At 56.9% G+C, this 26,530-nt stretch carries 22 protein-coding genes; 16 read left to right on the top strand and 6 right to left on the bottom strand.

Features of this window, described 5'->3' with window-relative positions:
• Nucleotides 1-71 precede the first annotated feature (71 nt).
• Complete coding sequence (locus QZ725_RS12005) at nt 72-2,120, bottom strand: ATP-binding protein (protein WP_293779949.1); 2,049 nt, start codon at nt 2,118-2,120, stop codon at nt 72-74.
• Between the two features lie 210 nt (nt 2,121-2,330).
• On the opposite strand from QZ725_RS12005, the gene QZ725_RS12000 reads away from it, so the two are divergent.
• The 7 genes from QZ725_RS12000 (at nt 2,331) to katG (ending at nt 11,265) form a co-directional block, all read left to right on the top strand.
• Nucleotides 2,331-3,347 carry a DctP family TRAP transporter solute-binding subunit gene (locus QZ725_RS12000; RefSeq protein WP_293779812.1) on the top strand — a complete coding sequence of 339 codons (1,017 nt, stop codon included), beginning with the start codon at nt 2,331-2,333 and terminating at the stop codon, nt 3,345-3,347.
• A gap of 340 nt (nt 3,348-3,687) precedes the next feature.
• The gene (locus QZ725_RS11995; RefSeq protein ID WP_293779810.1) at nt 3,688-4,665 is read left to right on the top strand and encodes a tripartite tricarboxylate transporter substrate binding protein BugD; all 978 of its coding nucleotides are present in this window, start codon (nt 3,688-3,690) and stop codon (nt 4,663-4,665) included.
• A gap of 136 nt (nt 4,666-4,801) precedes the next feature.
• Entirely contained in the window at nt 4,802-5,266 is a 465-nt protein-coding gene (locus tag QZ725_RS11990) for a tripartite tricarboxylate transporter TctB family protein (protein WP_293779808.1), read from the top strand.
• A 24-nt stretch (nt 5,267-5,290) separates the two neighbouring features.
• Entirely contained in the window at nt 5,291-6,793 is a 1,503-nt protein-coding gene (locus QZ725_RS11985; protein WP_293779806.1) for a tripartite tricarboxylate transporter permease, read from the top strand.
• 404 nt (nt 6,794-7,197) lie between these two features.
• Nucleotides 7,198-7,698: a methylated-DNA--[protein]-cysteine S-methyltransferase gene (locus QZ725_RS11980; protein ID WP_293779804.1), complete on the top strand. Its 501-nt coding sequence runs from the start codon at nt 7,198-7,200 to the stop codon at nt 7,696-7,698.
• Nucleotides 7,699-7,742: 44 nt separating this feature from the next.
• A complete protein-coding gene (gene xerD, locus QZ725_RS11975; protein WP_293779947.1) occupies nt 7,743-8,660 on the top strand; it encodes a site-specific tyrosine recombinase XerD in 918 nt (305 codons plus the stop codon).
• 292 nt (nt 8,661-8,952) lie between these two features.
• Nucleotides 8,953-11,265 carry a catalase/peroxidase HPI gene (katG, locus tag QZ725_RS11970; RefSeq protein ID WP_293779802.1) on the top strand — a complete coding sequence of 771 codons (2,313 nt, stop codon included), beginning with the start codon at nt 8,953-8,955 and terminating at the stop codon, nt 11,263-11,265.
• Between the two features lie 88 nt (nt 11,266-11,353).
• On the opposite strand, the gene QZ725_RS11965 is transcribed toward katG, so the two are convergent.
• Nucleotides 11,354-11,923, bottom strand: a complete 570-nt coding sequence (locus QZ725_RS11965; RefSeq protein WP_293779800.1) for a GIY-YIG nuclease family protein — start codon at nt 11,921-11,923, stop codon at nt 11,354-11,356.
• Between the two features lie 79 nt (nt 11,924-12,002).
• Complete coding sequence (locus QZ725_RS11960; RefSeq protein ID WP_293779798.1) at nt 12,003-13,001, bottom strand: endonuclease/exonuclease/phosphatase family protein; 999 nt, start codon at nt 12,999-13,001, stop codon at nt 12,003-12,005.
• A 32-nt stretch (nt 13,002-13,033) separates the two neighbouring features.
• Here QZ725_RS11960 and QZ725_RS11955 point away from each other — a divergent pair, with 32 nt between their 5' ends.
• Nucleotides 13,034-13,525, top strand: a complete 492-nt coding sequence (locus tag QZ725_RS11955) for an aminoacyl-tRNA deacylase (protein WP_293779796.1) — start codon at nt 13,034-13,036, stop codon at nt 13,523-13,525.
• Between the two features lie 55 nt (nt 13,526-13,580).
• Nucleotides 13,581-14,186 carry a glycerol-3-phosphate 1-O-acyltransferase PlsY gene (gene plsY / locus QZ725_RS11950; RefSeq protein ID WP_293779794.1) on the top strand — a complete coding sequence of 202 codons (606 nt, stop codon included), beginning with the start codon at nt 13,581-13,583 and terminating at the stop codon, nt 14,184-14,186.
• Nucleotides 14,187-14,268: 82 nt separating this feature from the next.
• On the opposite strand, the gene tsaD is transcribed toward plsY, so the two are convergent.
• Nucleotides 14,269-15,300: a tRNA (adenosine(37)-N6)-threonylcarbamoyltransferase complex transferase subunit TsaD gene (gene tsaD / locus QZ725_RS11945; protein WP_293779792.1), complete on the bottom strand. Its 1,032-nt coding sequence runs from the start codon at nt 15,298-15,300 to the stop codon at nt 14,269-14,271.
• Between the two features lie 112 nt (nt 15,301-15,412).
• Here tsaD and QZ725_RS11940 point away from each other — a divergent pair, with 112 nt between their 5' ends.
• The 5 genes from QZ725_RS11940 to QZ725_RS11920 all read left to right on the top strand — a co-directional run bounded on the left by QZ725_RS11940 (nt 15,413) and on the right by QZ725_RS11920 (nt 20,353).
• Entirely contained in the window at nt 15,413-16,039 is a 627-nt protein-coding gene (locus tag QZ725_RS11940) for an ANTAR domain-containing protein (protein ID WP_293779945.1), read from the top strand.
• Nucleotides 16,040-16,451: 412 nt separating this feature from the next.
• Nucleotides 16,452-17,702 carry a CmpA/NrtA family ABC transporter substrate-binding protein gene (locus tag QZ725_RS11935; protein ID WP_293779790.1) on the top strand — a complete coding sequence of 417 codons (1,251 nt, stop codon included), beginning with the start codon at nt 16,452-16,454 and terminating at the stop codon, nt 17,700-17,702.
• A 9-nt stretch (nt 17,703-17,711) separates the two neighbouring features.
• Nucleotides 17,712-18,629: a nitrate ABC transporter permease gene (ntrB, locus tag QZ725_RS11930; protein ID WP_293779788.1), complete on the top strand. Its 918-nt coding sequence runs from the start codon at nt 17,712-17,714 to the stop codon at nt 18,627-18,629.
• Between the two features lie 123 nt (nt 18,630-18,752).
• Entirely contained in the window at nt 18,753-19,565 is an 813-nt protein-coding gene (locus tag QZ725_RS11925; protein WP_293779786.1) for an ABC transporter ATP-binding protein, read from the top strand.
• 185 nt (nt 19,566-19,750) lie between these two features.
• Entirely contained in the window at nt 19,751-20,353 is a 603-nt protein-coding gene (locus QZ725_RS11920) for a methyl-accepting chemotaxis protein (RefSeq protein ID WP_293779920.1), read from the top strand.
• A 75-nt stretch (nt 20,354-20,428) separates the two neighbouring features.
• Here QZ725_RS11920 and QZ725_RS11915 read toward each other — a convergent pair whose 3' ends face one another.
• Both QZ725_RS11915 and QZ725_RS11910 read right to left on the bottom strand, forming a co-directional pair.
• Complete coding sequence (locus tag QZ725_RS11915) at nt 20,429-22,141, bottom strand: bifunctional protein-serine/threonine kinase/phosphatase (protein ID WP_293779784.1); 1,713 nt, start codon at nt 22,139-22,141, stop codon at nt 20,429-20,431.
• A 34-nt stretch (nt 22,142-22,175) separates the two neighbouring features.
• A complete protein-coding gene (locus tag QZ725_RS11910) occupies nt 22,176-23,390 on the bottom strand; it encodes a nitrate/nitrite transporter (RefSeq protein WP_293779782.1) in 1,215 nt (404 codons plus the stop codon).
• A 274-nt stretch (nt 23,391-23,664) separates the two neighbouring features.
• Between QZ725_RS11910 and nirB the strand changes: the two genes are divergently transcribed.
• Nucleotides 23,665-26,103, top strand: coding sequence for a nitrite reductase large subunit NirB (gene nirB / locus QZ725_RS11905; RefSeq protein ID WP_293779780.1), 2,439 nt, complete (start codon nt 23,665-23,667; stop codon nt 26,101-26,103).
• A gap of 36 nt (nt 26,104-26,139) precedes the next feature.
• Complete coding sequence (gene nirD / locus QZ725_RS11900) at nt 26,140-26,526, top strand: nitrite reductase small subunit NirD (protein ID WP_293779778.1); 387 nt, start codon at nt 26,140-26,142, stop codon at nt 26,524-26,526.
• Nucleotides 26,527-26,530 lie beyond the last annotated feature (4 nt).

The raw sequence follows: 26,530 nt of genomic DNA, 5'->3' as shown, positions 1-26,530 counted from the left end.
TACGACATTTTCATGCCACGATAAAGATGCGTATCGTGCACGAAGCAAAAGCGGTACGTGTTAAAGAAGCGTTATTTTAGCTGGTCTGTGCTGGCGCGCATGGTCGATCCTATCCAGCGGTTGTGCAAGGCTGGGACATAGGCCGGTAGCGAGAAGCGGAAAATCGTGCCGCCGCCTGGATTGTCTTCGTGCGTGAGTGCGCCACCGTGGAATTCGATGGCAGTGCGGCAGATCGACAGACCCATGCCCATGCCATCCGCTTTGGTAGAAAAGAACGGTGAAAACAGGCGCGATGCGACATCGGGCGAAATGCCATGTCCCTGATCGATGATGGAAACGATCACATTGCGCGGCGAGCCATCATTGGTGGCCGCCGTGATGCGTAGCACTTGCTTGGACGGCGGCACGTTCTGCATGGATTCAATGGCGTTACGCGTCAGGTTCAGCAGCACCTGTTCCAGCAGCACGCGATCGGCGAGTACGGGAGGCAAATCTTCCGGTACGTCCATTTCGATGGAGACGAAATATTTTTGCGCCTGCAACTCGACCAGCGGCGTGACAGCTTCGATCAGTTCGGCCACGGTGATCGGTGCGCGCATCGGTTCGCGTTTCTTGACGAAGGTATGCACGCTGCGAATGATCTGACCGGCGCGCTGGGCTTGTGCATTGGTCTTTTCCAATGCTTCCTGCATCATGCCGAAATCCAGATTCTTCGGATGCTTGCTGTCGAGCATGTTCAGCGCGCCCGTTGTGTAGCTGGAGATGGCGGCTAGTGGCTGGTTCAGTTCATGCGCCAGCGTCGAAGCGATTTCACCCATGGTGGCCAGACGTGCGCTGGCCTGCAGTTTTTCCTGCTGCTGACGGTTCAGGTCTTCGACGCGCTTGCGGTCCGAAATGTCGAGGATCGATCCCATCCAGCCGGTCTGTTTGCCGGTATCGTCCACCAGCGGCGATTCGAAGAAGAGGACGGGAATGCGCGTGCCGTCGGCATGTCGCAGCACGGTTTCGAAACCCTGAGGTGTCACGGTGCCGGCCACCACCTGTGCAAAACGGCGCTGGTATTCGTTCATGGCCTCGGGCGCCCAGTAGAGCATCGGCGGATATTTGCCGACAATTTGCTCGGCCGGCATGCCAACCATTTCGCAGAAGGCCGGGTTGACGTAAGTGACGCGACCATCGAGGTCGCGTGCGCGCAAGCCGGTGATCAGCGAGTTTTCCATCGCCATCCGGAACGATACCTGTTCGCGCAATGCCGATTCGGCGGCGTTGCGTCGGTTGATGTCGCGCCACAGCGCGATCAGGCTCCACATCAGCCCGACCGATAGCAAGATGATGGCGTCGACCAGCAGGCTCGGCAGCAGCTTGGGCGCGCCCTTGATGCTGTCGGTTGCCAGTTGCAATGACACACCGGCCAGGTTCAATGCGCGTCGATGGGTATAGATGCCACGGCCCGCGCCACCTGACGCGCGCTTGTGGATGACGGTGCCATGGATGTCGGTCAGCGCAATCTCGTTGTCCTGCGCGAACCACCACGGCACCATGTCGTCCAGAATGCTGGAAGCCAGATAGCTGGCGATGATGCTGCCCGCGTATTGCTCATCGACGAAGATCGGTACGTGATAATCGAGCATGACCGGGCCCGTCTTGTCGGCGGCAGGCTGACTGTAGAGTGCGGAGCGTGTGGTGCGGGCTCGTTGATCTGCCTGACGCGAAGGCGTAGACAGGCTGTCGAGCGACATCAGGGTTTCATCTGTCGAGGTCAGCAGCTTGCCGTTGGTGTCCAGATAAATGATGCGATGGATTTCGTGATTGTTGCGGATCAGATTTTCCATGCGCTCTTGCAGGCGACGGCCTTTCAGATAGCCGGCGGCGACCTCGGCCGCCATCAGGCTCAGGCTTTCTTCATTGCGCTGCAATTGAAAACGGATGGTTTGCTCCACCCACAACGAATCGGCGACCAGTTGTTCCTGGCGCTCGGCGGTTTCCTGTTCCTTTTCATGGATCGGCAGCCAGATCAGGGTGGTGATGAAAAGCAGGCCGAGAAAGAGCGGCAACAGCCAGCGCCATGCCTGCTTGCGGCTGGGAAAGCTGAAGTTGGAAAAGCGTAGCTGTTTTGACATCATAGGAATAGGCGAAAGGCACATGGCCCGATACGCTTGTTGCGGGAAGGCATTGCATGACCCGAGGCATCGCGGTATGGTTCATGCAGGCGTCACGATACGCTTGTAATGCATGCGATCCTAGTGTCTGCGGTTTTCCACACTTGTGACCGTTCAGGCGACTGCGCATAGTACCAACAAAACTATAATTCGAGACTCCCCATTTCGCGCATGAAAATAGCAAGGAATTTGCATCTGTTTGTGCTCGGCCTGTTGCTGTTACTGGTCAGTGCAACCGTATCTGCGCAAACTACCACCGTCATCAAGTTCAGTCTGGTCGCTGAAATCGATACGCCAAAGGCGAAGGCCGCACAACGCTTCAAGGAAATCGTCGAGCAAGCAAGTCAGCGTCGCATTCGCGTCGATGTCTATCCCAACAACCTGTTATATAAAGAAACCGACGAGCTGGAAGCGCTGCAACTCGGCGCCATCCAGATGGCCGCACCCACGCTGTCACGCCTTTCGCAATTCGGCATCCAGGAATTCGAAGTCTTTGATCTGCCTTTCCTGTTCCGTGATCGCACGATGGTGTCGCGGGTCACGGATGGTCCGATCGGTAAGGCCATGTTGAAGAAGGTTGAAAGCAAGGGGATGGTTGGCCTGGCTTACTGGAATAATGGCTTCAAGGTCATGACGGGCAATCGGCCCATGCGCATGCCTGCGGATTTCGTCGGCATGAAAATGCGCATCTATCCCTCGCGCGTGCTTGACAAGCAGATGGATGTGCTCGGCGCCACGTCGCAAATCATCGAAAGCAAGCAGATTCATCTGGCGATGAAGGCGAAGCTGATTGATGGCAGTGAGGGCATTCCCTTGAGCATCTACACGCGCAAGCTGGATGAGGTACAGACGAATCTCACTGTGTCCAATCACGGTTACATGGGCAGTGCCGTCGTCGTCAACAAGAAATTCTGGGACAACCTGCCTTCGACTTCGCGCACCATCATCGAGCGCGCCATGCGCGAAGCCACGGCTTACGGGAACGATCTGGTGGAGCAGGACAATGCCCATGCCCTCTCGCTCCTGAGAAAAAATCCCAATCTGCGTATTCATGTCCTGACGAGTAGCGAAGAGCAGGCATGGCGACAAGCCTTGCAGCCAGTCCGCACGGATCTGGAAAACCGTATCGGCAAGGCGATTGTTTCCGCTGTCTATACGGAAGCAAGCCGCATTCGTCCTTCGGAGTAAGTGTTATCCCCTATTAGATGATGCGCGATCACGGCGCACCATCCATTCCCCCTGTTTACAAGCGGCTTTTTTACTTTGTCGATGCGCGACACTGTCATGGTTCCCTGCGTAAACTTTGTTGCGGGCTACAAATAAAATGGTTAGTCTTGGCTCACGCAAGCCTCGTGAAAGGTTCCATTCATAAAATGAGGCGCGATTGAAGGTGCTATAGCGGGCAGCTGACATATCTGTTTGATTCAAATCGTTATGTCGGCATGACCCGTCAAGGCAAAAAGGCAGATGGCGTCGCGATCGTCGTCCATCCACGATCCCAAAATAAATCCAATTCAGGAGACATCACATGCGTAACAAGATCCTCAAGACGCTGGCCGGACTCACATTGCTTGCCAGTGCCTTTGGCGCTTCTGCCCAAAATTATCCGAACAAGCCGATCACCATGGTCGTGCCGTTTGCAGCCGGCGGCCCTACCGATACGGTGGCACGTCTGGTCGCCCAGTCGATGGGCAATTCGCTCAAGCAAACCATCATCGTCGAAAACGTCGGTGGCGCCGGTGGCACGATCGGTGCTGCGCGTGTAGCGAAATCGCCGAACGACGGTTACACCTTGTTCCTGCATCACATCGGCATGTCGACCGCGCCTTCGCTGTATCGCAAACTCAGCTACAACGCCGTCGACGATTTCGAGCCGATCGGCCTGATCACCGATGTGCCGATGACCTTCATCGCCCGTGCGAATTTCCCAGCCAAGGACTTCAAGGAACTGCTGACCTACGTCAAGGCGCACAAGGCAAACGTCACTTATGCCAACGCGGGCGTGGGTTCGGCCTCGCATCTGTGCGGCATGCTGTTTATGACGGCGATCGATACCGAGTTGACCACGGTTCCCTACAAGGGCACCGGTCCTGCGATGAACGATATCCTCGGCGGCCAGGTTGATTTCATGTGCGATCAGACCACCAACACCACCAGCCAGATCAAGAGCGGCAAGGTGAAGGCGTATGCCGTGACCACCAAGACACGCGTGCCATCGCTGCCAAACCTGCCAACCATGAACGAAGCTGGTCTGCCTGGCTTTGAAGTGGCCGTCTGGCACGGTTTGTATGCACCAAAAGGTACGCCGAAGCCAGTAGTTGATGCATTGTCGACCGCGCTCAAGGCTGCCCTGAAAGATCCTGCCGTCATTCAGCGTTTTGCCGATCTCGGTACCGAGCCGGTGGCAAGCGACAAAGCCACGCCCGAAGCGCTGCGTGCGCATCTGAAGGCAGAGATCGCGAAATGGGCGCCAATCATCAAGAAAGCCGGCGTCTACGCGGACTGATTTTCCCGCTATTCCATCTGAAGAAGTGCCGGCCCGCAATGCCGGCATTTCTTCGTGATGCGCTGCCAATCTTTCACGCCGAGATGGCGTCCGTGTAGAGATTGCGGCTGAAGAGTTTCAAAACAAGGAGGCGCACGTGCCGTCATTCATCAAACATCACAAAGACTTCTGGACGGGAATCATTTTCGTCTTCTTCGGACTGGCTGCGGTCATCATCGGTCGCGATTACCCGATGGGTACCGCAGGCCGCATGGGTCCCGCTTACTTTCCCACTGTGCTTGGCTGGTTGCTGGCATTGGTAGGCGTGATTGCCATTGTGCGCTCCTTCTTTCGCGAAGAGCCTGATCGCATGGGCCGTTTCGCGATCAAGGAAACCATTCTGGTGTTGCTGGGCGTGATTCTGTTTGCCTTCACGGTACGCGGCGGCGGTTTGGTCATTGCCGTCATGCTGTTGATGATGGTCAGTGCATTCGCCAGCGCCAAATTCAAACTCGGCAGCAGTCTTGCTGTCGCGGTCGGCATCACGGCTTTTGCCGTGCTGGTTTTCATCAAGGCGCTTGGATTGCCACTGGCAATCATCGGCCCGTGGTTTGGTGGTTGATCGGACAAGCGGAGAAGGAAAAACATGGAACTGTTCAATAATCTCGCGCTGGGTTTCGATACCGCGCTGACGCTCGCTAATCTGGGCTACTGCCTGTTCGGCGTCTTTATCGGTACGGCCGTTGGCGTCTTGCCAGGCTTGGGGCCGATTGCCACCATTGCCATGCTGTTGCCAGCCACCTTTGGCTTGCCACCGATTTCGGCACTCATCATGCTGGCCGGCATTTATTACGGTGCGCAATACGGTGGTTCGACCACGGCCATTCTGGTGAATTTGCCAGGTGAGTCTTCCTCGGTCGTGACCGCAATCGATGGTTATCAGATGGCGCGTAACGGTCGTGCCGGCAAGGCGCTGGCTACCGCTGCGATTGGCTCGTTCTTCGCAGGTACGGTGGCAACGCTGCTGTTGGCACTGTTTGCGCCGCCGCTGGCTGATCTTGCGTTGAAGTTCGGTCCTGCCGAGTATTTCTCCCTGATGGTGCTGGGTCTGGTGGCATCGGTCGTGCTGGCGAGCGGTTCCTTGCTCAATGCGATCGGCATGGTGATTCTGGGCCTGCTGCTGGGTCTGGTCGGCTCTGATGTGAATACCGGTACGGCACGCTATACCTTCGATACGCCCGAACTGGCCGATGGCATCAACTTCGTGATCGTGGCGATGGGGATGTTCGGTCTTGGTGAAATCATCCGCAACCTCGAACACGAGGAAGGTCGCACGCTGGTCATGAAGAAGGTTTCGGGCCTGATGCTGGCGAAGGAAGATTTCAAGCGCATCATCGCGCCGGTACTGCGTGGCACGGTGCTCGGTTCAGCCCTCGGTATTCTGCCGGGCGGCGGTGCGATGCTGGCTTCGTTCGCTGCCTATTCGATCGAGAAGAAGGTATCGAAAAATTCCAAGGAGTTTGGCAAGGGTGCGATCGAAGGCGTGGCGGCACCGGAATCGGCGAACAACGCCGGTGCGCAGACATCGTTCATTCCAATGCTCACGCTCGGTATTCCATCGAACCCTGTGATGGCGCTGATGATCGGTGCCATGATCATTCAGGGCATTCAGCCAGGTCCAGCCGTGATGACCGAGCAGCCGACGCTGTTCTGGGGTCTGATCGCCTCGATGTGGGTCGGTAACTTCTTCCTGATCGTGCTGAACCTGCCGATGATCGGCCTGTGGGTGCGCATGATCATGGTGCCTTACCATCATCTGTTCCCGGCGATTCTGATGTTCTGCGCGATCGGCGTGTTCAGTTTGAACAATAGCGATTTCGACGTCTATCTGATGGCGCTGTTTGGTCTGTTCGGTTATATCTGCGCCAAGCTGCAGGCAGAGCCGGCACCGATGCTGTTGGGCTTCATCATCGGTCCGATGATGGAAGAGTATCTGCGTCGTGCACTGTTGTTGTCGCGCAGCGATCCGATGGTTTTCCTGCAACGTCCTATCAGCGCCACCATGCTGGCGCTGGCCGTGATTGCGCTGATCGTGGTTCTGTTGCCGTCATTGCGTAAAAAACGCGAAGAGGCGTTCAAGGAAGATTGATTCCGCTTTGCATTTCATGAAAAAGGCACGTCTGTGGACGTGCCTTTTTTGTTTTGAAAATCATGGGCTTGCAGAACTTCTCTCATATTTATGGTAAGTGCCACCATCATGCATTGATCGTGTCAAATGAAATGTTTTGAATTATTTCTTGCTTTCAATCTTGGCCATTTCTATAATCGCCCCAAGCGCTGCGAATTCATGCTTGTCCAGGCAAGCTAAGAAGGGGGAGCAGCTAAAACCAACACGGCATCAATGTCGGGATCAGCGAGGAGACCTGTATCGAATACAAGTTGCGATGGACACCATACGCAACGGCGATACAGAGTGGTATTTGAGAGGCGCATCGTACCGGCGATGCGCCTTTTTGTTTTATGCTGTGACTTTCTCCGGTTACGGCTTTTCTCATGCGTTCTTCCCAACAAGATCGGCTGTTCTCCGCCATTGTCGAAGCACGCTTCGGTGCCGTTGGCGTGCGGAGTGAAGCCGGTTTGATTCGCGAAATTGTCTATCTGCCTCCTTCATTTCATGAAAAGGCCGCCAGCGACGCGGTCGCCGAACGCGCGGCGGAGCAACTGACGCGTTACCTTGCTGATCCCGACTACCGTTTTGATCTGCCATTGGCGCCAGCGGGCACAGCCTTTCAGCAGAAAGTCTGGGCGGCGATTTCCGCCATTCCGCGTGGTGACGTTCTGACCTATGGCGATATTGCCCGCGGCATTCGCTCGGCACCGCGCGCGGTCGGACAGGCTTGTGGCGCCAACTGGTTTCCGTTGGTGATTCCCTGCCACCGCGTGACAGCTGCCGGTGGTCTCGGCGGGTTTGCGCATTCGGATGATGAAACGGGCTTTCATCTCGGCGTCAAACGCTGGTTGCTGGCGCATGAGCAGGTGGCAGGATATTGCTGATGGCCGCATCGAGCACGAAAAAGCACGCAGAAAAGACGGGTGAGATGACTGCTGACATGGACGCCCCGATGCAGGCAAGTCAGTCGCAGATCGATGCCTTCTGCGATACCTTGTGGCTCGAAGACGGGTTGTCAAAGAACACGCTCGAAGCGTATCGCCGCGATTTGCGCTTACTGGCAACCTGGCTGGCGCAGCAGCGTGGCAAGCATTTGCAGCAGGTGCAGGCCGAGGATCTCAACGCTTATTTCTTCGCTTGCCACACTGACACCAAGGCCACCACCTCCAATCGGCGTCTCGCCGTCTTCAAGCGTTTCTATCAACTGGCGATTCGCCATCGCGCCATGACGGTCGACCCATGCGTGACAATGCGTTCGGCTAAACAGCCGCCGCGTATTCCCAAGGTGCTGAGTGAGGCGCAGGTAGAGGCGTTGCTGGCAGCGCCCGATTTGCGTACCCCGCTCGGTTTGCGGGATCGCACCATGCTGGAGCTTATGTATGCGAGTGGTTTGCGTGTCAGTGAACTGGTGTTGCTCAAGACCGTTGAAGTCGGCATGAATGAAGGCGTGCTACGCGTGACCGGCAAGGGCAGCAAGACGCGACTGATTCCCTTCGGCGAGGAAGCGCGAACCTGGATCGAACGCTATATGAAAGAAGCGCGCCCGGCTATCCTTGAGGGGCAGATTGCCGATGCGCTGTTCGTGACGGCACGCGGCGGCCCGATGACGCGGCAAATGTTCTGGACGCTGATCAAGAAGCACGCTCGGGCAGCAGATATCCACGCGCCGCTATCGCCGCACACGTTGCGCCATGCCTTCGCGACCCACCTTCTCAATCACGGTGCCGATTTGCGCGTGGTGCAGCTCTTGCTCGGCCATGCAGATATTTCGACGACGCAGGTGTATACCCATGTCGCGCGTGAGCGTCTGAAATTGCTGCACAAGCAGCATCATCCACGCGGCTAGCATTTTACGGCGCTCGCCAACCGCATTTTTTCTGCAACTTGCCGTAGGGGACGTTATCCAAGAGCAGTTCTTGTATTCATAGCATGACAGTTTCCTGATTCGTCATGCATGAGATATCTCCGCTACACTGACTTTCGCATTGATGCCATCAACGTGCACGGTGGATTGCTGCGACGCCAGTAAATCTTGTTAATAGATTTAATGCATAGAAGTATTAGAAACATTTAATTTTATCTATTAGCTAGGGCTGGCTATCATCGACCCTGACAATCACACAAAGGAGCCGACCCCCATGAGCACCCCCAACGACAGCCAAGAAAAGCCATCCACTGGCAAGTGCCCGTTCAACCACGGTGGTAGCAATACCGCCCAGGCAAAACACGGCGCAGGTGGCGGGACCACCAATCGCGACTGGTGGCCGAATCAGTTGCGCGTCGACCTGCTGCACCAGCATTCGTCAAAATCCAATCCGTTGGGTAGCGGTTTCAACTATGCGGAAGAATTCAAGAAGCTCGACTACGAAGCCGTGAAGGCCGATCTACGCCGTCTGATGACAGATTCGCAGGATTGGTGGCCGGCAGATTTTGGTCATTACGGTCCGCAGTTCATCCGCATGGCCTGGCATGCAGCCGGTACCTATCGTACTGGCGACGGTCGCGGTGGTGCCGGACGCGGACAACAACGATTTGCGCCGCTCAATAGTTGGCCTGATAACGTCAACATCGATAAATCGCGCCGCCTACTGTGGCCGATCAAGCAGAAGTATGGCCAGCGCATTTCGTGGGCCGACCTGCTGATCCTGACTGGTAATGTCGCGCTGGAAACCATGGGCTTTCGCACCTTCGGTTTTGCCGGGGGCCGTGAAGATACGTGGGAACCGGATCAAGATGTTTATTGGGGGGCCGAGAAAACCTGGCTTGGCGGCGATGTGCGTTATGCACATGGGTCCGATGGCGTGCCGAAATCGCGTGACGACTCGGTGCTGGTTTCCGAAGATGACGCTGATGGCGATGTGCACAGCCGCAAGCTGGAAAATCCGCTGGCTGCCGTACAGATGGGTCTCATCTACGTCAACCCGGAAGGCCCGGACGGCAATCCCGATCCATTGTTGGCAGCGCATGACATTCGCGACACGTTCGCTCGCATGGCGATGAACGACGAAGAAACCGTCGCGCTGATCGCTGGCGGCCATACCTTCGGCAAGACGCACGGCGCTGGTCCTGCAGACAATGTCGGTGCCGATCCCGAAGCAGCCGATCTTGAGCAGCAAGGTTTTGGCTGGGCCAGCAAATTCGGCAGCGGCAAGGCAGGCGACGCCATCACCAGTGGTCTGGAGGTCACGTGGACCACCACGCCTGCGCAATGGAGCAACAACTTCTTCGAGAACCTCTTCAAGTTCGAATGGGAGCTGGAAAAATCGCCCGCCGGTGCCCATCAATGGGTTGCCAAGGATGCCGAGGCTATCATTCCCGATGCACATGATCCATCGAAAAAGCGCAAGCCGACCATGCTGACAACCGATTTGTCGCTGCGTTTCGATCCAGCGTACGAAAAGATTTCGCGTCGCTTCCTCGATAATCCTCAAGCCTTCGCTGAAGCCTTTGCGCGCGCCTGGTTCAAGTTGACGCACCGTGACCTTGGTCCGAAAGCGCGCTATCTCGGTCCGGAAGTGCCGAAGGAAGATCTGCTCTGGCAAGATCCGTTGCCTGGGGTGACGCATGCGCTGATTGATGCCGCCGACATCGCTACGCTGAAAGCCAAGCTGCTGACTTCCAGCCTGACCGTATTCGAACTCGTCGGTACCGCCTGGGCATCGGCTTCGACCTTCCGTGGCTCGGACAAGCGCGGTGGTGCCAATGGCGCGCGCATTCGTCTCGCACCGCAAAAGGATTGGGCCGTAAATCAACCCGAGCAACTCGCCAAGGTAATTGGTGTGCTCGAAGGCATTCGCAGCGAATTCAACAGTGATGCGCGTGGTGGCAAGCAAGTCTCACTGGCCGATCTGATTGTCCTCGCGGGTAACACGGGTATCGAACAGGCTGCCAAGGCTGCGGGTCGCAACATCAGCGTACCGTTCACGCCGGGCCGCACCGACGCTTCGCAAGAACAGACCGATGTGGAATCGTTCTCCGTGCTTGAGCCGATTGCCGATGGCTTCCGCAATTACCTCAAGGGCCGCTACACCGTGCCGGCCGAAGCACTGTTGATCGACAAGGCGCAATTGCTGACGCTGACTGCGCCGGAGCTGACGGTGCTGATCGGTGGCTTGCGCGCCATCAACATCAATGTCGGTGGCACCACGCTGGGTGTACTCACGCAACGTCCGGGTCAGTTGACGAATGACTTCTTCGTCAATCTGCTCGACATGGGTACGGAATGGAAAGCGATGTCGGACGACAAGAATCTGTTCGAAGGCCGCGACCGCAAGACCGGCGCAGCCAAATGGACAGGATCACGCGTCGATCTGGTGTTCGGCTCCAACAGCATCCTGCGTGCCCAAGCCGAGGTCTATGCCAGTGCCGATGCCCAGGACAAGTTCATTGATGACTTCGTGGCGGCATGGACGAAGGTGATGGAGCTGGATCGGTTTGATTTGAAAAAGTAAGCGTATCGAGAACTGATATCTCCTCCTCTAAAAAGCCCGGTTGAATTTTTCAATCGGGCTTTTTATATACGAATACTGGTCGCGGAAATTATTTGATTGTTGCTTTATGTTTCCTTGAATCGCCTCGAACCATTTTTCCTTCTTTCATGAGTAGTCCCAATATGCTCCAACTCAAATAATCTTTGGAACCTCCGAGGTAATCGCTTTGAAGACCTAAGGCTTTTGAAGCATCAGAATTTGTTATGCCTTCTGGATTAGCCTGAGCGAGTTCCATCACAGTCGCCTTAAGAAGTTCAAGAGCGATTTGCGCTTTTTCTACAGAGCCAGATGGAATCACTAAATCTTTTCTGAATTTTTGCGTCTGTCCGCTAGGAGAAACGGTATTGGTAAGAATCCCGCCATTAGAAATGGTGCCGAAAGCGGAAATAAGTTCTGCTTCCAATTTCAGCGCTTGTACCTCTGTTAAGTCATTAGCAAGAATAGTCGTAACTACTGCGTGGCCGTCATGCTGAATCTGCGAGATTCGCTTTCCTTTTAAAGTTTGATCAACCTTAATCGTATGTTCCCAAGCGCGATTGCCTGTGCCCTTACCGATATAAAACGGTTGAGCAGGAGAGCCTCGTGGATCCTTGAGTGCATAAATGTAGTACGGATTCATAGTGGTCTTGCGAACTAACTTTTCGTGAAAGTGTGGTGCGTCGTTTTAATAAGCTGTGTATCGCTTGATATAAGCGTCGTCACGCCAACGGCAAATCCGATACATCGTTGTCGTACAAGCCAACCCGCACAAGCACAATCCCGTGATCGGTCGCCTGTGGCTGCTTGAAGAGCATATGGTCGTTCAAGTAGCGCACATCGAGCACTTCGCCGATCGCGCCTGGCAGTTCAGGATTGAAGGCGGCGGAAACGAGGATGTGGTCGATCGTTTCATAGCTGCCGTCATGGATATGCGTATAGCCGACATCGCGTAGTGGATCGCGATGCGACTGGATGCGGTAACTCTCGAACAGACGGTCGTCGATACGTTCTTCGTCGGCGGCGTCGTAGCGGCCCAGACCCATGACCATGCGCGTGGAAATGGCATCGGCGACATCGTTGAAATCGCCCATGACGACGATGGGGCGACGCGTGGTGCGTAACTGCCGCGCCAGCAGATAGCGCAGACCCAAAGCATCGGTGCCACGCCGAATCAGGGAACGCAGCATGGCCATGCCTGCGAGGTCGGGCAGGGCGATGTCCTTGTCGTGGCGGAAGTCGGGCAGCTTGGATTTCAGGTGGCAGACGTACACATCGATACTCAGTGCCGATGAAACTTCGATTTGTGCGTGCAGCACGGGGCGGGTAAAGCGGCGCATGGGCTGGTTCACGCCGGGAATATCGATGCTGAGGTTGTCGGGCAGGTCGGTGACCACGCCAGCGCCTGGTGCAACCGGCAGGCGCGAAATCAGGGCGACGCTGGGGGTGAGTTTGTCGGCTTGCGGATCGGGATCGATGCCGACATGGTGCGCATCGCGATAACGCTGCGTGCGGGCGAGCACATCCTTGACTGCCGTCTGCGCGAAGATTTCCTGCAGGCCGATCACGTCGGCATCGAGGCGGTCGAGCTGCTGCGCAATCCACATGATCTTGGCTTCGTACTCAGCTTCGGAGTAGGGAGGCTGGTCGGCGTAGAATGTCATCCCCGGCAGCGCCAGGTTGCAGACGTTGAAAGTCGCAAAGCGAAGTTCTTGCTGCATAATGTGCTCCTTTTTTGATTGAGCGTAACACGATGGCAAGAAAAGAGCATGTGTCGGAAACGCCCGCGACGCAATGGCTGCGCCGCCACGCGGTGGCATTTTCCGAACATCCTTACGCGTACGAAGAGCATGGCGGTACCGAAGGTTCGTCGCGTGCATTAGGGGTGGATGAGCATATTGTCATCAAGACACTGGTCATGCAAGACGAAGCGGCCAAACCGCTGCTGGTGCTCATGCATGGGGACTGCAAGGTGTCGACCAAGAATCTGGCGCGGCAGATTGGCAGTAAATCTGTCGAGCCCTGCAAGCCCGAAGTCGCCAACCGGCATTCCGGCTACCTGATTGGCGGCACGTCGCCGTTCGGCACGCGCAAGGAGGTGCCTGTTTATGTGGAAGAAAGCATCCTCGCGCTGGATCGCATCTACATCAATGGTGGACGTCGCGGTTTTCTGGTGAGTCTGGTTCCCGCAGCGTTGCGCGATGTGCTGGGAGCCAAGCCTGTGCAATGCGCACTGGCGGATTAAATGAAAGAACGCTGCGTGAAGTCATGCACGCAGCCATTGGAAAGAAGAGAAGGAAATGAATACAGCGTTGTTTGTTCTGGCCGCCTATCTGATCGGCTCGATTTCGTTTGCCGTGGTGGTGAGCAAGGTCTTCCGACTCGATGATCCGCGCAGTTACGGCTCCAAGAATCCGGGCGCGACCAATGTGCTGCGTACCGGCAACAAGAAAGCAGCCTTGCTGACTTTGCTCGGCGATGGTGCCAAGGGTTTCGTCGCTGTCTATCTGGCAAAGACTTGTGGTGCAGCCTATGGCATCGATGAAACAGGCATTGCACTGGTGGCGATTGCGGTATTCCTTGGCCATTTGTGGCCGGTGTTCTTCCGCTTCGTCGGCGGCAAAGGCGTGGCGACAGCACTTGGCATCCTATTGGCAATCAATGGCTGGCTCGGCTTGGCGACACTGGCGACGTGGCTGATCATTGCCTATGCGTTCCGTTACTCGTCGCTATCGGCTATCGTGGCGGCGATCTTTGCGCCGTTCTTTTATGTGCTGATGTTCGAGATGGATGCGATTGCCTTGTCGATTGCGGTGATGAGCGCCTTGCTGTTGTTCCGCCATCAGAAGAACATTGCCAATCTGCTCGCCGGCAAGGAAAGCCGTATCGGCAGCAAGAAGAAGTGATGGCGATATGTGTAAATAAAAATCCCGCAACGGCGGGATTTTTTATTGGGCATGTTGAATGTATTTAAAGGACGTAGCGAAATTAAGGTGCCGTCAAACTATCGAGCGGCCAGCGCGGCTTGACGTTGAAGGCGTAGTCCTTTTGCGCCAGCGTTGGATCGATCTGCAAGCGCATGGCGCCGGCGAAGGCAATCATGGCGCCGTTGTCGGTACAGAATTCGAGTTCGGGGTAATAGACCTTGTAGTGGCGTTTGGCGGCAGCGGCATTCAGCGATTCGCGTAACTGGCGGTTGGCGCCGACGCCACCGGCGATGACGAGGCGCTTGAGGCCGGTTTGCTTGAGCGCGGTCATGCACTTGGCGGTCAGCACATCGACAATCGCATCGACGAAGCCGCGCGCTATGTTGGCCTTGTCCTGTTCGCAGATGTTGGCATCGCCGTGGTTCTTCACGACGGTCAGCACAGCCGTTTTCAAACCGGAGAAGCTGAAATCCAGATTCTTCGAGTGCAGCATCGGGCGCGGCAGGGTGTAGGCGGTTGGATCGCCGAATTCGGCCATGCGTGAAATCGCCGGGCCGCCTGGATAACCGAGGTCGAGCAGCTTGGCCGACTTGTCGAAGGCTTCGCCAGCGGCATCGTCCAGTGTTTCACCCAGCATCTCGTAGCGACCGACGCCATCCACGCGCATCAATTGTGTATGACCACCCGATACCAGCAGCGCAATGAACGGAAATTCCGGTGGTTCGCTGGCCAGCAAGGGTGACAGCAGATGGCCTTCGAGGTGGTGTACGCCGAGTACGGGTTTGTCGAGCGCGAGGCCGAGGCCGCACGCAACTGATGAGCCAACCAGTAGTGCGCCGGCCAAGCCCGGGCCTTGCGTGTAGGCGATGGCATCGATGTCATCGCGTTGTGCGCCGCTTTCGTCGAGCACTTGCTGCAACAGCGGGATGGCGCGGCGAATGTGATCGCGCGAAGCCAGTTCGGGTACCACGCCGCCATATTCCTCATGCATCTTGACCTGCGAGTAAAGGGCGTGCGCGCGCAGACCGTGTTGTGTGTCATACAACGCGATGCCGGTTTCGTCGCAGGAGGATTCGATTCCGAGGACAAGCATGAAGATGAGGGTATATTGGTGCGATTCTTGCGTGCGATTGTAGCGTATTCCGTCCCGCAGCCTGCGGCTGCTCCTCTGACTGATTTGCATGACCTCACATAACAAAGTCGATATGCGCTCCCTGCGCATCGTCGTCGTCAATACCTTGCTCTCGCCTGAAGCCGATCTCGAAGATGATCTGGCGCTGGAGCAGGATGAGCGCGCACGCGCCTTGCGCATCGGTCTGCTGGAAGCCGGCTATAACATCGTCGCCGTGTTCCCGGCCGATATGCATTTGCCCGAGCGCGTGATGCAATTGCAGCCCGACATGATCATCATCGATGCTGAATCGGATGCGCGCGATGTGCTGGAACACGTGGTGATGGCCACGCGCGAAGCGCCACGCCCGATCGTGCTGTTTACCGAAGACCACGCGCCATCCAGCATGGAAGCGGCAATGGCGGCCGGTGTGTCCGCCTACATCGTCGCCGGTTTGCAGGCTGAGCGCGTCAAGCCGGTGCTGGACGTGGCGCTGGCGCGTTTCAACGCCGACCAGAAACTGCGCAATGAACTGTCCGACACCAAGCTCAAGCTGGCCGAACGCAAGACGATCGAACGCGCCAAGGGTTTGCTGATGGAGCGGCACAAGATTTCCGAAGACGAGGCTTACAGCAAGTTGCGCCGCATGGCGATGGACAAGAACGTCAAGCTGTCGGAACTGGCGCAACGCCTGATCGATATTGCCGATCTGCTTGGTTGAGTGAGCCGCGAGCGACTACCGTAATGCTTGAGATCTTGTTGGTGGTTGGTGTCGACGTCGCTGGATTGTGTTCGTGCTGCGCTTTAAATAGTGCATTTGTGATGCACTAAATCAATGCGATGCACGAAAACAGCGCGCTTGGCAAAGCGCTGATCAACCTGGGTTGCTGGTATTGGTTGCCGCAAACGCCGCAACCGTTTCTCCTCTTAAAATGGCTCGGTTGGCGATGACTTTCATAAACTGGCATATGAATTGCTAGTTTCAATTCAGTACCAACGGCGGTACTAAAAATACACCACGATGATGACCAATGGCGGTTGTCATCTCAGGACAACGACGTCCGGTGTTGCAGAAGCATGTGCTTTTGCGACGCCGGACGTTTTTTCTTTTCCACTTCGCTATCGAGGACGACATGACAACGCACGACGGGAAAACCAACATGACACGACGCACCATTATCAAGGCAGGTACCGCCGCCGCAGTGGGCGCATTTGGCGGTTTGGCAACCGGCGGTGTCTGGGCTGCCGGATCGGACAAACCAGAGAAGGAAGAGGTCAAGATCGGTTTCATTCCGCTGACCGATTGCGCGTCGGTTGTCATGGCATCAGTCATGGGCTTCGACAAGAAGTACGGCGTCAAGATCGTGCCGACCAAGGAATCCTCGTGGGCTGGTGTGCGCGACAAGCTGGTCAATGGTGAACTCGATGCAGCGCATGTGCTGTACGGCCTCGTGTATGGCGTGCATGAAGGCATAGGCGGTGCCAAGAAAGACATGGCCGTGCTGATGAACCTAAACAACAATGGTCAGGCCATCACGCTCTCGAAAAAGCTCGCCGATGCCGGTGCGATCAACGGCCCGGCGCTCGCGAAGCTGATGCAGATGGAAAAGCGCGAGTACACGTTTGCGCAAACCTTCCCGACCGGCACACACGCCATGTGGCTGTACTACTGGCTGGCAACCTATGGCATCAATCCGATGAAGGATGCCAAGGTCATCACCGTGCCGCCACCGCAGATGGTTGCCAATATGCGTGTCGGCAACATGGATGGTTTCTGCGTTGGCGAACCGTGGAATCACCGCGCCATCGTCGATGGCATCGGCATCACGGCGGCGACCACGCAAGACATCTGGAAAGATCATCCTGAAAAAGTGCTGGGTACGACGTCGGACTGGGTTGCCAAGAATCCCAACACCGCACGCGCCGTGACGGCCGCCATTCTCGAAGCCGGTCGCTGGATCGATTCCTCGCTGTCGAACAAGGCCAAGATGGCTGACACGATCGCGGCCAAGGCTTATGTGAATACCTCGGTCGATGTGATCAACGAACGCATTCTCGGTCGCTATCAAAACGGCCTCGGCAAGACCTGGGACGATCCGAACTACATGAAGTTCTACAACGAAGGCGCGGTCAACTTCCCGTACCTGTCGGATGGCATGTGGTTCATGACGCAGCACAAGCGCTGGGGTCTGGCCAAGGGCGAGCCGGATTACCTGGGCACGGCGAAATCGATCAACCGTATCGCGCTCTACAAGGAAGCCGCTACCGCAGCCAAGGTGCCGCTGCCGAAGAGCGAAATGCGTTCGTCCAAGCTCATCGATGGTGTGGTCTGGGATGGCAAGAATCCGAAGGCATACGCCGAATCGTTCAAGATCAAGGCATAAGGAGTCCTCATGAATACCGCAGTCGTTGCAGAAACCTTATCTCCTGTCGTCCACGCATCGAGCACCAGGGCCGACAGCACCACCCAAGGCGGTGCTGTAGCGGCAGCGGTGGACACCAAGGCCGTCGGCAAGCCGAAGAAACCGTCTTCGCTACGCCCCTTCATGATGAAGATTCTGCCGCCGTTGTTCGGTGTGTTTTTCCTGATCGTGGTGTGGGAAATCATCGCTGCCAAAAACAGTGGCATTCCCTCGCCATTCGTGACGTGGAAATCAGCGCTTGACCTGTTCGCCGATCCGTTCTACAGCAACGGCCCGAATGACCAGGGCATCGGCTGGAATATTCTCGCTTCGCTCAAGCGCGTTGGCCTTGGCTTCGGCGCGGCGGCGTTGGTAGGTATTCCGCTGGGCTTCATGATTGGTCGCTTCAGTTTTCTGTCGGGGATGTTCAATCCGATCATCAGCCTGTTGAAACCGGTGTCGCCCCTGGCCTGGTTGCCGATTGGTCTTCTGGTATTCAAGGCTGCCGATCCGGCTGCGATCTGGGCGATCTTCATCTGCTCGATCTGGCCGATGATCATCAACACCGCTGTAGGCGTGCAGCGGGTTCCGCAGGATTACATGAATGTGGCACGTGTACTGAATCTGTCGGAGTGGAAGATCATCACCAAGATTCTTTTTCCTTCCGTATTGCCGTACATGCTGACCGGCGTGCGTCTTGCCATCGGTACCGCATGGCTGGTGATCGTGGCGGCAGAAATGCTGACCGGCGGTGTCGGTATCGGCTTCTGGGTGTGGGATGAGTGGAACAACCTCAATGTGCCGCACATCATCATCGCCATCGTCGTCATCGGCGTCGTCGGCCTGATTCTCGAACAGATTCTGGTTGGTATCGCACGCGCCTTCACCTACGAAGATGTGAAGAGCTAAGTGTAGATCATCGATAAGCAACACAAAAATCGCATGCGGTCGGCAACGCGTATCCCAGCCGGCCGCATGCAAGGCGAGATGTCATCACAACGACCCCGCATCCATACGCAGAAGGAAACCATCATGGACAGCACCAACAGCAAATACATCGACATTCAAAACGGTGAAATGTCGTTCCACACCAAGAAGGGCGTTTTCAATGCGCTGCGCGACATCAACCTGACGGTTGCCAAGGGTGAATTCATCACGCTGATCGGTCACTCGGGTTGCGGCAAATCGACATTGCTGAATCTGATTGCCGGCCTGACGACGGCAACCGGTGGCGCACTATTGTGCGGCAATCGCGAAATTGCCGGCCCGTCGCCTGAGCGTGCGGTCGTGTTCCAGAACCATTCACTGTTGCCGTGGTTGACGTGTTTTGAAAACGTGTATCTGGCTGTTGAGCGTGTGTTCGGTGGCAGCGAATCGAAAGCGCAATTGCAGGCACGCACCAGGGCTGCGCTGGCGATGGTGGGCCTAACGCATGCGGAGCAAAAGCGGCCGAATGAAATCTCGGGCGGCATGAAGCAGCGCGTCGGTATTGCGCGTGCGCTGTCGATGGAACCGAAAGTGCTGCTGATGGACGAACCGTTCGGTGCACTCGACGCCTTGACGCGTGCGCATCTTCAGGATGAGTTGCTGAAGATCGTGGCCGCGACCAATTCCACCGTCGTCATGGTCACGCACGATGTGGATGAAGCCGTGCTGCTGTCGGATCGCATCGTCATGCTGACCAATGGCCCATCGGCCACCATCGGCGAGATTTGCGAAGTGAAACTGGCCCGTCCGCGTGAACGCGTGGCGCTGGCTCAGGATCCGCAATACATGCAATACCGTTCGGCGGTGCTGGAATTCCTGTATCACCGTCAATCGCATCCGGCGAAGGAGGCTGCCTGAGCGCGCCCGCGGCTTCGGCCGCGAACGTCATTCCGATGCGGCAGACGATCACGCTGCCCATGGCCGCAAACGACAAGCATGCAGATCGGTCTGCCGTGGTGCCGGCAGTCGGAACTGCGCCGCTTATCCATCAGGAAGCCGAGCAGGACAGCGGTATCGTCCCGCTGTCGGGTGAAGTGTTCGGCATGCTGATCAATCTGTCGGGGCGTCGTCGTTTTACCTCGCAACGGCTGGTCTTGTATGCGGTGCTCGGTGCGCAGGGGCGCGAGAATGCCACGAGCACGGCACGCGAAGCACTCAAGCTATTCCGCGACGCGCACCAGTTGCTCATGCGGCCTTCAGGGCAATTGCCAGGCGTATTCTGTGGCGAACTTGAACAGGCGTATTTCGGTACACAGGAAGGTGATCGCAAGATACGTCACTTCATGGATCTGGCCGAGCGTGCGCTCAATGCAATCGACGACAAGTTGCGCCATGCGCCACAACTGCTGGAAGAACTGGTGGATGGCACGACCGCCTTGCTGGCCGTGCTGAATCAACTTACGGCGATCTATGAAGCCGAATCGAAAAAGCATGCGCGGTTGATGCACGCGCAATTGCATGGCGTGATGACGGATATTGAAACCATTGCACGCGAAGCCAAGATGGTGGCATTCAATGCCCGTATCGTTGCGGCGCGTGCCGGGGAAGCCGGCAAAGAATTTTCGGTGGTGGCTGGCGTGCTGTCGCGTATTACCGGTGAGATCGATGATCTGGTCAAAGCGGCGCTGGAAGAGGCCGTAGCCTGAATTGGTGCCGCGCTTCACAAAAGAACGGCCTGCACGTTTGCTGCAGGCCGTTTTGTTTTTCAGCGTCTTAGTGTCTTAGCGCACCACCAAAAGATAAAGCAGCAAAAGATTCGTCACCACCGATACCAGCGCAATCGCACGCCACAAACTGGTTGGGTCGCGCTCTGCCAAGGGCTTTTTCGGCAGACGATCGATAGGTCGCGCTGCACCGCGTTCGAGTGCCAACTGAAATTCTTCTGCCGTTTCAAAGCGATCTGCAGGATCGCGCGCTACTGCCTTGAGCAATACGTTCTCCAGCCACATCGGCAGATCGCGACGATAGCGGCTTGGCGCAACCGGTGTGCCGAAGCGCGGCGACTGGAACGGTTCGATCTCGCCATAGGGAAAATGGCGCGTCAGCAGCAGATACAGCGTCACGCCAACCGCGTACAGATCCGTGGCGCGTGAGGCAGGTGCGGCATCGAACTGTTCGGGGGCCAGGAAGGACGGCGTGCCGGCGCGCGGTGCACGCACTTCGTCTTCGGCTTCCAGCCCCGATTGCGCCACACCCAGATCGAGAATTCGCAACTCGCCATCCGTGCCGAGATGAATGTTGGCCGGTTTGATATCGCGGTGAATGATGCTGCGCCGATGCAGCGCACCGATGGCGCGGATCAGTTTGCTGCCATGCGCTAACGCATCAGGAATCGTGAAATGCTCGCCCACATCGAGATGCTGCTGCAGCGTGCTGCCTTCATGCCACGTCGTCAGATAGTAGTGATAGCTTTTGTTTTCGGCAGCGATTGCCTGCGGAAAGAAGCGCGCGACGACACGCCGCGACAGCCATTCTTCATGGGCGAAGGCGGAACGCTCGTGCGGATCGTCGGCCTTGTCGGGATGCAGCGTTTTCAGTACCAGCATGCGCGGTGCTGCGCCGGTCTGGCGCAGCTCGCTCACGCGATAGAGCAGCGTAGTGGCCGACGCATGAATCTGTTCTTCGATGCGATAGCTGTCGATGGTCTGCCCGACCTTGAGGCGCGGCGGAATGGGCAACCGCTGCGATTCCGAAACAGCATCGCGCAAGTTCATCTCGGGCAGGTTCTGCACGCGTATGACGATGGCGCTCACGTTGTCGCGCGAACCTTTTTCGAGTGCATGATCGAGCAGGGCGTTGGCAACGGTTTCGGCATCGCGCTCTGTGCTGACCGTTTGCAGGTGCTCCTGCAATTCGTAATGCGATAAGGTATCCCACACGCCATCGCAAGCCAGCAGGAACACATCGCCCTGCTGCAGATTGCCCATGCCGTGATCAATGGCGAGGCGTGAATCGAGGCCGATCGCACGTGTCAGCACGTGCTGCATTTCGGGACGATCCCACACGTGGTCGGTGGTTAGTAGTGTGAGCTTGTCGTCGCGCAGCAGGTACAGACGCGTATCACCCACATGCGCGAAGTAATAGAAATGGCCGCGCAGCACCAGCGTCGTCAGCGTCGAGGCCATGCCGGCCAGTTCGGGGCGGATCGAACCCTGTTGCTGTACCCAGCTATTGATGGCCTTGATCACGCGATCCAGCGATTGTGTCACGGGCCACGTATCGGAGGTGGCGTAGTAATCGCCCAGTAGGCCGCGCACCGTGTATTCGGATGCCTGCCGACCACCATCATTGCCCGAGACGCCATCGGCCACGGCGGCGAGAAAACCCTTGCTCGACAGATCCGGCTCGGGCGGCATCACCATGCCGACGAAATCTTCGTTGGCTGGCCGCAGTCCGGCGCGTGAGGCATGGCCGGCAGAAAGGGTCAGTGGCATGGCGAATCCGGCGTTGTCACGAAAGCAGGGCGCATCATATCTTGGCGTTAGTCATGGCGGCGCTGCCCCATGTGGTGCGCCAGCGTTTCTTGACGGTCGAGAGACCGATCAGTGCAACGATGGCCAGCGCGGCAAACAAAATCAGGCCAGCTTGATAGGTTCCCGTCAACTGCTTGGAATAGCCGAGGCTGGAAGCCAGATAGAAACCGCCGATACCGCCAGCCATGCCGACCAGGCCAGTCATGACACCGATCTCCTTGCGGAAGCGTTGTGGCACCAACTGGAACACAGCACCGTTGCCGGTACCCAGCGACAGCATCGCCAGCACGAACACGAGTGCCGCCATGATCGGCGACGGCAGGCCGATGCTGGCGATCAGCAGGAAGATGGCGGCCAGCATATACATTAGCGACAGCGTGCGAATACCACCGATGCGATCGGCCAGACGACCGCCGATCGGGCGCACCATCGAACCGGCGAACACGCAGGCTGCCGTGAAGTAACCGGCCGTGACGGGTGACAAACCATATTGCCCGTTGAAGTAGATCGTCAGCGAAGATGCCAGACCCGAAAAGCCGCCGAAGGTGACGCTGTAGAAGAACATGAACCACCAGGCATCCTTGTCTTTCAGCACTTGCAGGTACGCGACCAGCGATTTGGCGGGCGGCGCATTCGGCGCATCCTTCGCGAATACCAGATACACGACGAAGGCAACCGACAAAGGAATCAGGCACAGGCCGAACACGTTTTGCCAGCCGAAATGAATTGCCAGCGTCGGCGCAAACAGGGCCGCCAGTGCGGTACCGGAATTGCCGGCACCGGCGATGCCGAGTGCCATGCCCTGATGTTCTGGCGGATACCAGCGCGAAGCCAGCGGCAGCGCCACCGCGAAGGCGGCACCGGCAACACCGAGGATGATGCCAAAGGCGAGCAGTGCGTGATAGCTGTGCAGATCGCCGAGCCAGGCCCAGACCAGACCTGCCATCACGATAATCTGGCCGATCACGCCCGCCTTTTTCGGTTGCAGGGCATCGACCAGTACGCCCATCACCATGCGCAGCAATGCACCGGCAAGCAGCGGCGTGGCGACCACGAGTCCTTTCTGCGCCGGGGTGAGGCCGACATCGGCAGAAATCTGTACCGCCAGCGGCCCCAGAATCACCCACACCATGAAGCTGAGATCGAAATAGAAGAATGAGGAAAGCAGTGTCGGCGTGTGGCCGGCTTTCCAGAACGAGGTTTTTTGCATGACAGTCCGCACAAGTTGAGTGATGCGGGAAAAGATGCAAGTGTTATGCCACTTTTTTGAAACCCTTGTAGAGCAAGGTTTTTGTTTTGATGGGCATTCTTGGTGCGCTTTTTGTTGCGTCAATGCACTTCGCAGGTGCGTTGCATGGCATGTCTTTTTCAAATTGTGCATTTCATGCGCATATTTAATAGCAGGCCATGAAAAACGGCAGAATAAAACTGGCATCTGTTTTGCTTATTTAGGTCAGAACAATACTTTTCTGTGGGATGCAGCGATGAAAAAGATGAAACTGGTCATGGTCGGTAACGGGATGGCAGGCGTGCGCACATTGGAAGAATTGCGCAAGATCGCCCCCGATCTGTATGACATCACGGTGTTCGGCTCCGAGCCATACGCCAACTACAACCGTATCCTGCTGTCGCCCGTGTTGGCCGGTGAACAGACGATCAAGGACATCATGCTGAACGATGTCGATTGGTATGAAGCGAACGAGATCAAGCTGCATCTCGGCAAGAAGATCGTCAAGATCGATCGCGTCAAGCGCCTTGTCGTCGCCGACGATGGCACGACGGCGGAATACGATCGCCTGCTGCTGGCGACCGGTTCCAATCCCTTCATGCTGCCGGTGCCCGGTCGTGAACTTGATGGTGTGATCGGCTATCGCGATATTTACGATACCAACACCATGATCGATGCGGCCACCAAGTACAAGCATGCGGTCGTCATCGGTGGCGGCTTGCTCGGTCTGGAAGCCGCCAACGGTCTCAAGCTGCGTGGCATGGACGTGACGGTCGTGCATTTGCCGGAAACGCTGATGGAGCGCCAGCTCGACAAGACTGCCGGCAAGATGCTGCAGAAGTCGCTGGAAGATCGTGGCCTGTCTTTCCTGCTCGGCAAGAATACGCAGGAACTGCTTGGTGATGGCAATGGCCGCGTCAAGGCGGTGAAATTCAGCGATGGGTCGGAAGTGCTGGCCGATCTGGTAGTGATGGCGGTCGGCATTCGCCCGAATACGCAACTGGCCGAAGAAACCGGTATCTATTGCAACCGCGGCATCGTCGTCAACGACACGATGCAAACCTATGATCCGCGCATCTACGCTGTCGGCGAATGTGTGAATCATCGTGGTATCGCCTATGGTCTGGTGGCGCCATTGTTCGAGATGGCAAAGGTCTGTGCCAATCATTTGGCCAACTACGGCATTGGCCGCTATCAGGGTTCGGTTACGTCCACCAAACTCAAGGTCACGGGTATCGATCTGTTTTCGGCCGGCGATTTTCTCGGTGGCGATGGCATGGAAGAAATCATGCTGTCCGACCCGATCGGCGGCGTGTACAAGAAGCTGGTCCTGAAAGACAACAAGCTGGTTGGTGCCTGCCTGTATGGCGATACGGTCGATGGCAGCTGGTATTTCAACATGCTGCGCGAAGGTAAGGACATTACCGAGATTCGCGATTCGCTGATGTTCGGCGAAGCCAATCTGAGCCGTCCCGGCGATACCGGTCATGAAGGTTTCAACAAGGCTGCAGCCATGCCCGATACCGCCGAAGTCTGCGGTTGCAATGGTGTGTGCAAGGGCACTGTGGTCAAGGCGATCAAGGAAAAAGGCCTGTTTACCATCGAGGATGTGCGCAAGCATACGAAGGCATCGGCTTCATGCGGTTCGTGCACGGGGCTGGTCGAGCAGATCATCATGGCGACGGTCGGTGGCGATTACTCGGCATCGAAAAAGGCCAAATCGATGTGCGGTTGTACCGATCACACGCATCAGGACGTGCGCGACGCGATTCGCGAACAGCACATGCTGACGGTGGCGGAAGTCATGGGCAAGATGAACTGGAAAACGCCGAACGGTTGTTCGAGCTGCCGTCCGGCGATCAACTACTACCTGATCTCGACCTGGCCGCATGAGGCGATCGACGATCCGCAATCGCGCTTCATCAACGAACGTGCGCACGCCAACATCCAGAAGGACGGTACGTTCTCGGTGATTCCGCGCATGTGGGGCGGCGAGACGAATGCATCCGAACTGCGCCGCATTGCCGACGTGGTGGATAAGTTCAAGATCCCTACCGTCAAGGTAACGGGGGGCCAGCGCATCGATTTGCTGGGTGTGAAGAAGGAAGACCTGCGCGAAGTCTGGCATGACCTCGGCATGCCGGCCGGTCTCGGTTATGCCAAGGGCTTGCGTACCGTGAAGACCTGCGTCGGGTCGGAATGGTGCCGCTTCGGTACGCAGAATTCCACTCTGATGGGGCAACAGCTCGAACGTCAGCTCGCGTTGATGTACACGCCGCACAAGACCAAGCTGGCAGTCTCGGGTTGCCCACGTAATTGTGCGGAATCCGGCATCAAGGATGTCGGCATCATCGGTGTCGATTCAGGCTGGGAGCTTTATGTCGGCGGTAACGGCGGTATCAAGACCGAAGTCGCGCAATTCTTCGTCAAGGTGAAGACGCATGAGGAAGTGCTCGAATATACGGGCGCCTTCCTGCAACTCTATCGCGAAGAAGGCTGGTATCTGGAACGAACCGTGCATTACCTTGATCGTGTCGGCCTCGAACACGTGAAGAAGCGTGTGCTGGAAGACGAAGCCAATCGCAAGGCGCTCTACGAACGCTTGCTGTTCGCGCTCGAAGGCGAGGCAGACCCATGGCATGAATCGGAAAAGGCGCATGTCGATGTGCGCCAGTTCTCCCCGCTCACGGTGTGAAGCGCTTTCACGGAATAGCCTCAAAGGAAACAAAGCATGTCGAATGAATGGAAAGTAATCTGCAAGGTCGAGGACATCCCGGTACTGGGCGCACGCGTGATACAACGCGCCGATCAGCCGAATGTGGCGATCTTCCGCAACAGTGAAGATAAAGTATTTGCGTTGCTTGATCGCTGCCCACACAAAGGCGGGCCCTTGTCGCAAGGCATCGTGTTCGGTGAGCGCGTGGCCTGTCCGCTGCACAACTGGAGCATTGAAATGCAGTCGGGTTGCGCCGTTGCTCCGGATGAGGGCTGCACGCAATCGTTCAGCGTCAAGGTCGAGGCCGGCAGCGTGTATCTGGATGCGGTTGAGCTGGCGACACCAGCCGCACCGTTCCTGCCGGCAGGGTCGGCCAATGCAGGAGAAGCCGCGGCTGCCTGAGTGA

Origin of the sequence: uncultured Oxalicibacterium sp. (assembly GCF_913776015.1) — a bacterium.
Classification (GTDB): Bacteria; Pseudomonadota; Gammaproteobacteria; order Burkholderiales; family Burkholderiaceae_D; genus Oxalicibacterium.
The sequence above is the reverse complement of the archived record's forward strand: the minus strand, read 5'-3'. Positions and strand labels throughout refer to the sequence as shown.

Bases quoted from the DNA above. Each gene is read 5' to 3' on its own strand.
- QZ725_RS12005 (WP_293779949.1), bottom strand. From the start codon at position 2,120: ATGTCAAAACAGCTACGCTTTTCCAACTTCAGCTTTCCCAGCCGCAAG.
- QZ725_RS12000 (WP_293779812.1), top strand. From the start codon at position 2,331: ATGAAAATAGCAAGGAATTTGCATCTGTTTGTGCTCGGCCTGTTGCTG.
- QZ725_RS11995 (WP_293779810.1), top strand. From the start codon at position 3,688: ATGCGTAACAAGATCCTCAAGACGCTGGCCGGACTCACATTGCTTGCC.
- QZ725_RS11985 (WP_293779806.1), top strand. From the start codon at position 5,291: ATGGAACTGTTCAATAATCTCGCGCTGGGTTTCGATACCGCGCTGACG.
- QZ725_RS11980 (WP_293779804.1), top strand. From the start codon at position 7,198: ATGCGTTCTTCCCAACAAGATCGGCTGTTCTCCGCCATTGTCGAAGCA.
- xerD (WP_293779947.1), top strand. From the start codon at position 7,743: ATGACTGCTGACATGGACGCCCCGATGCAGGCAAGTCAGTCGCAGATC.
- katG (WP_293779802.1), top strand. From the start codon at position 8,953: ATGAGCACCCCCAACGACAGCCAAGAAAAGCCATCCACTGGCAAGTGC.
- QZ725_RS11965 (WP_293779800.1), bottom strand. From the start codon at position 11,923: ATGAATCCGTACTACATTTATGCACTCAAGGATCCACGAGGCTCTCCT.
- QZ725_RS11960 (WP_293779798.1), bottom strand. From the start codon at position 13,001: ATGCAGCAAGAACTTCGCTTTGCGACTTTCAACGTCTGCAACCTGGCG.
- QZ725_RS11955 (WP_293779796.1), top strand. From the start codon at position 13,034: ATGGCAAGAAAAGAGCATGTGTCGGAAACGCCCGCGACGCAATGGCTG.
- plsY (WP_293779794.1), top strand. From the start codon at position 13,581: ATGAATACAGCGTTGTTTGTTCTGGCCGCCTATCTGATCGGCTCGATT.
- tsaD (WP_293779792.1), bottom strand. From the start codon at position 15,300: ATGCTTGTCCTCGGAATCGAATCCTCCTGCGACGAAACCGGCATCGCG.
- QZ725_RS11940 (WP_293779945.1), top strand. From the start codon at position 15,413: ATGCGCTCCCTGCGCATCGTCGTCGTCAATACCTTGCTCTCGCCTGAA.
- QZ725_RS11935 (WP_293779790.1), top strand. From the start codon at position 16,452: ATGACAACGCACGACGGGAAAACCAACATGACACGACGCACCATTATC.
- ntrB (WP_293779788.1), top strand. From the start codon at position 17,712: ATGAATACCGCAGTCGTTGCAGAAACCTTATCTCCTGTCGTCCACGCA.
- QZ725_RS11925 (WP_293779786.1), top strand. From the start codon at position 18,753: ATGGACAGCACCAACAGCAAATACATCGACATTCAAAACGGTGAAATG.
- QZ725_RS11920 (WP_293779920.1), top strand. From the start codon at position 19,751: ATGCTGATCAATCTGTCGGGGCGTCGTCGTTTTACCTCGCAACGGCTG.
- QZ725_RS11915 (WP_293779784.1), bottom strand. From the start codon at position 22,141: ATGCCACTGACCCTTTCTGCCGGCCATGCCTCACGCGCCGGACTGCGG.
- QZ725_RS11910 (WP_293779782.1), bottom strand. From the start codon at position 23,390: ATGCAAAAAACCTCGTTCTGGAAAGCCGGCCACACGCCGACACTGCTT.
- nirB (WP_293779780.1), top strand. From the start codon at position 23,665: ATGAAAAAGATGAAACTGGTCATGGTCGGTAACGGGATGGCAGGCGTG.
- nirD (WP_293779778.1), top strand. From the start codon at position 26,140: ATGTCGAATGAATGGAAAGTAATCTGCAAGGTCGAGGACATCCCGGTA.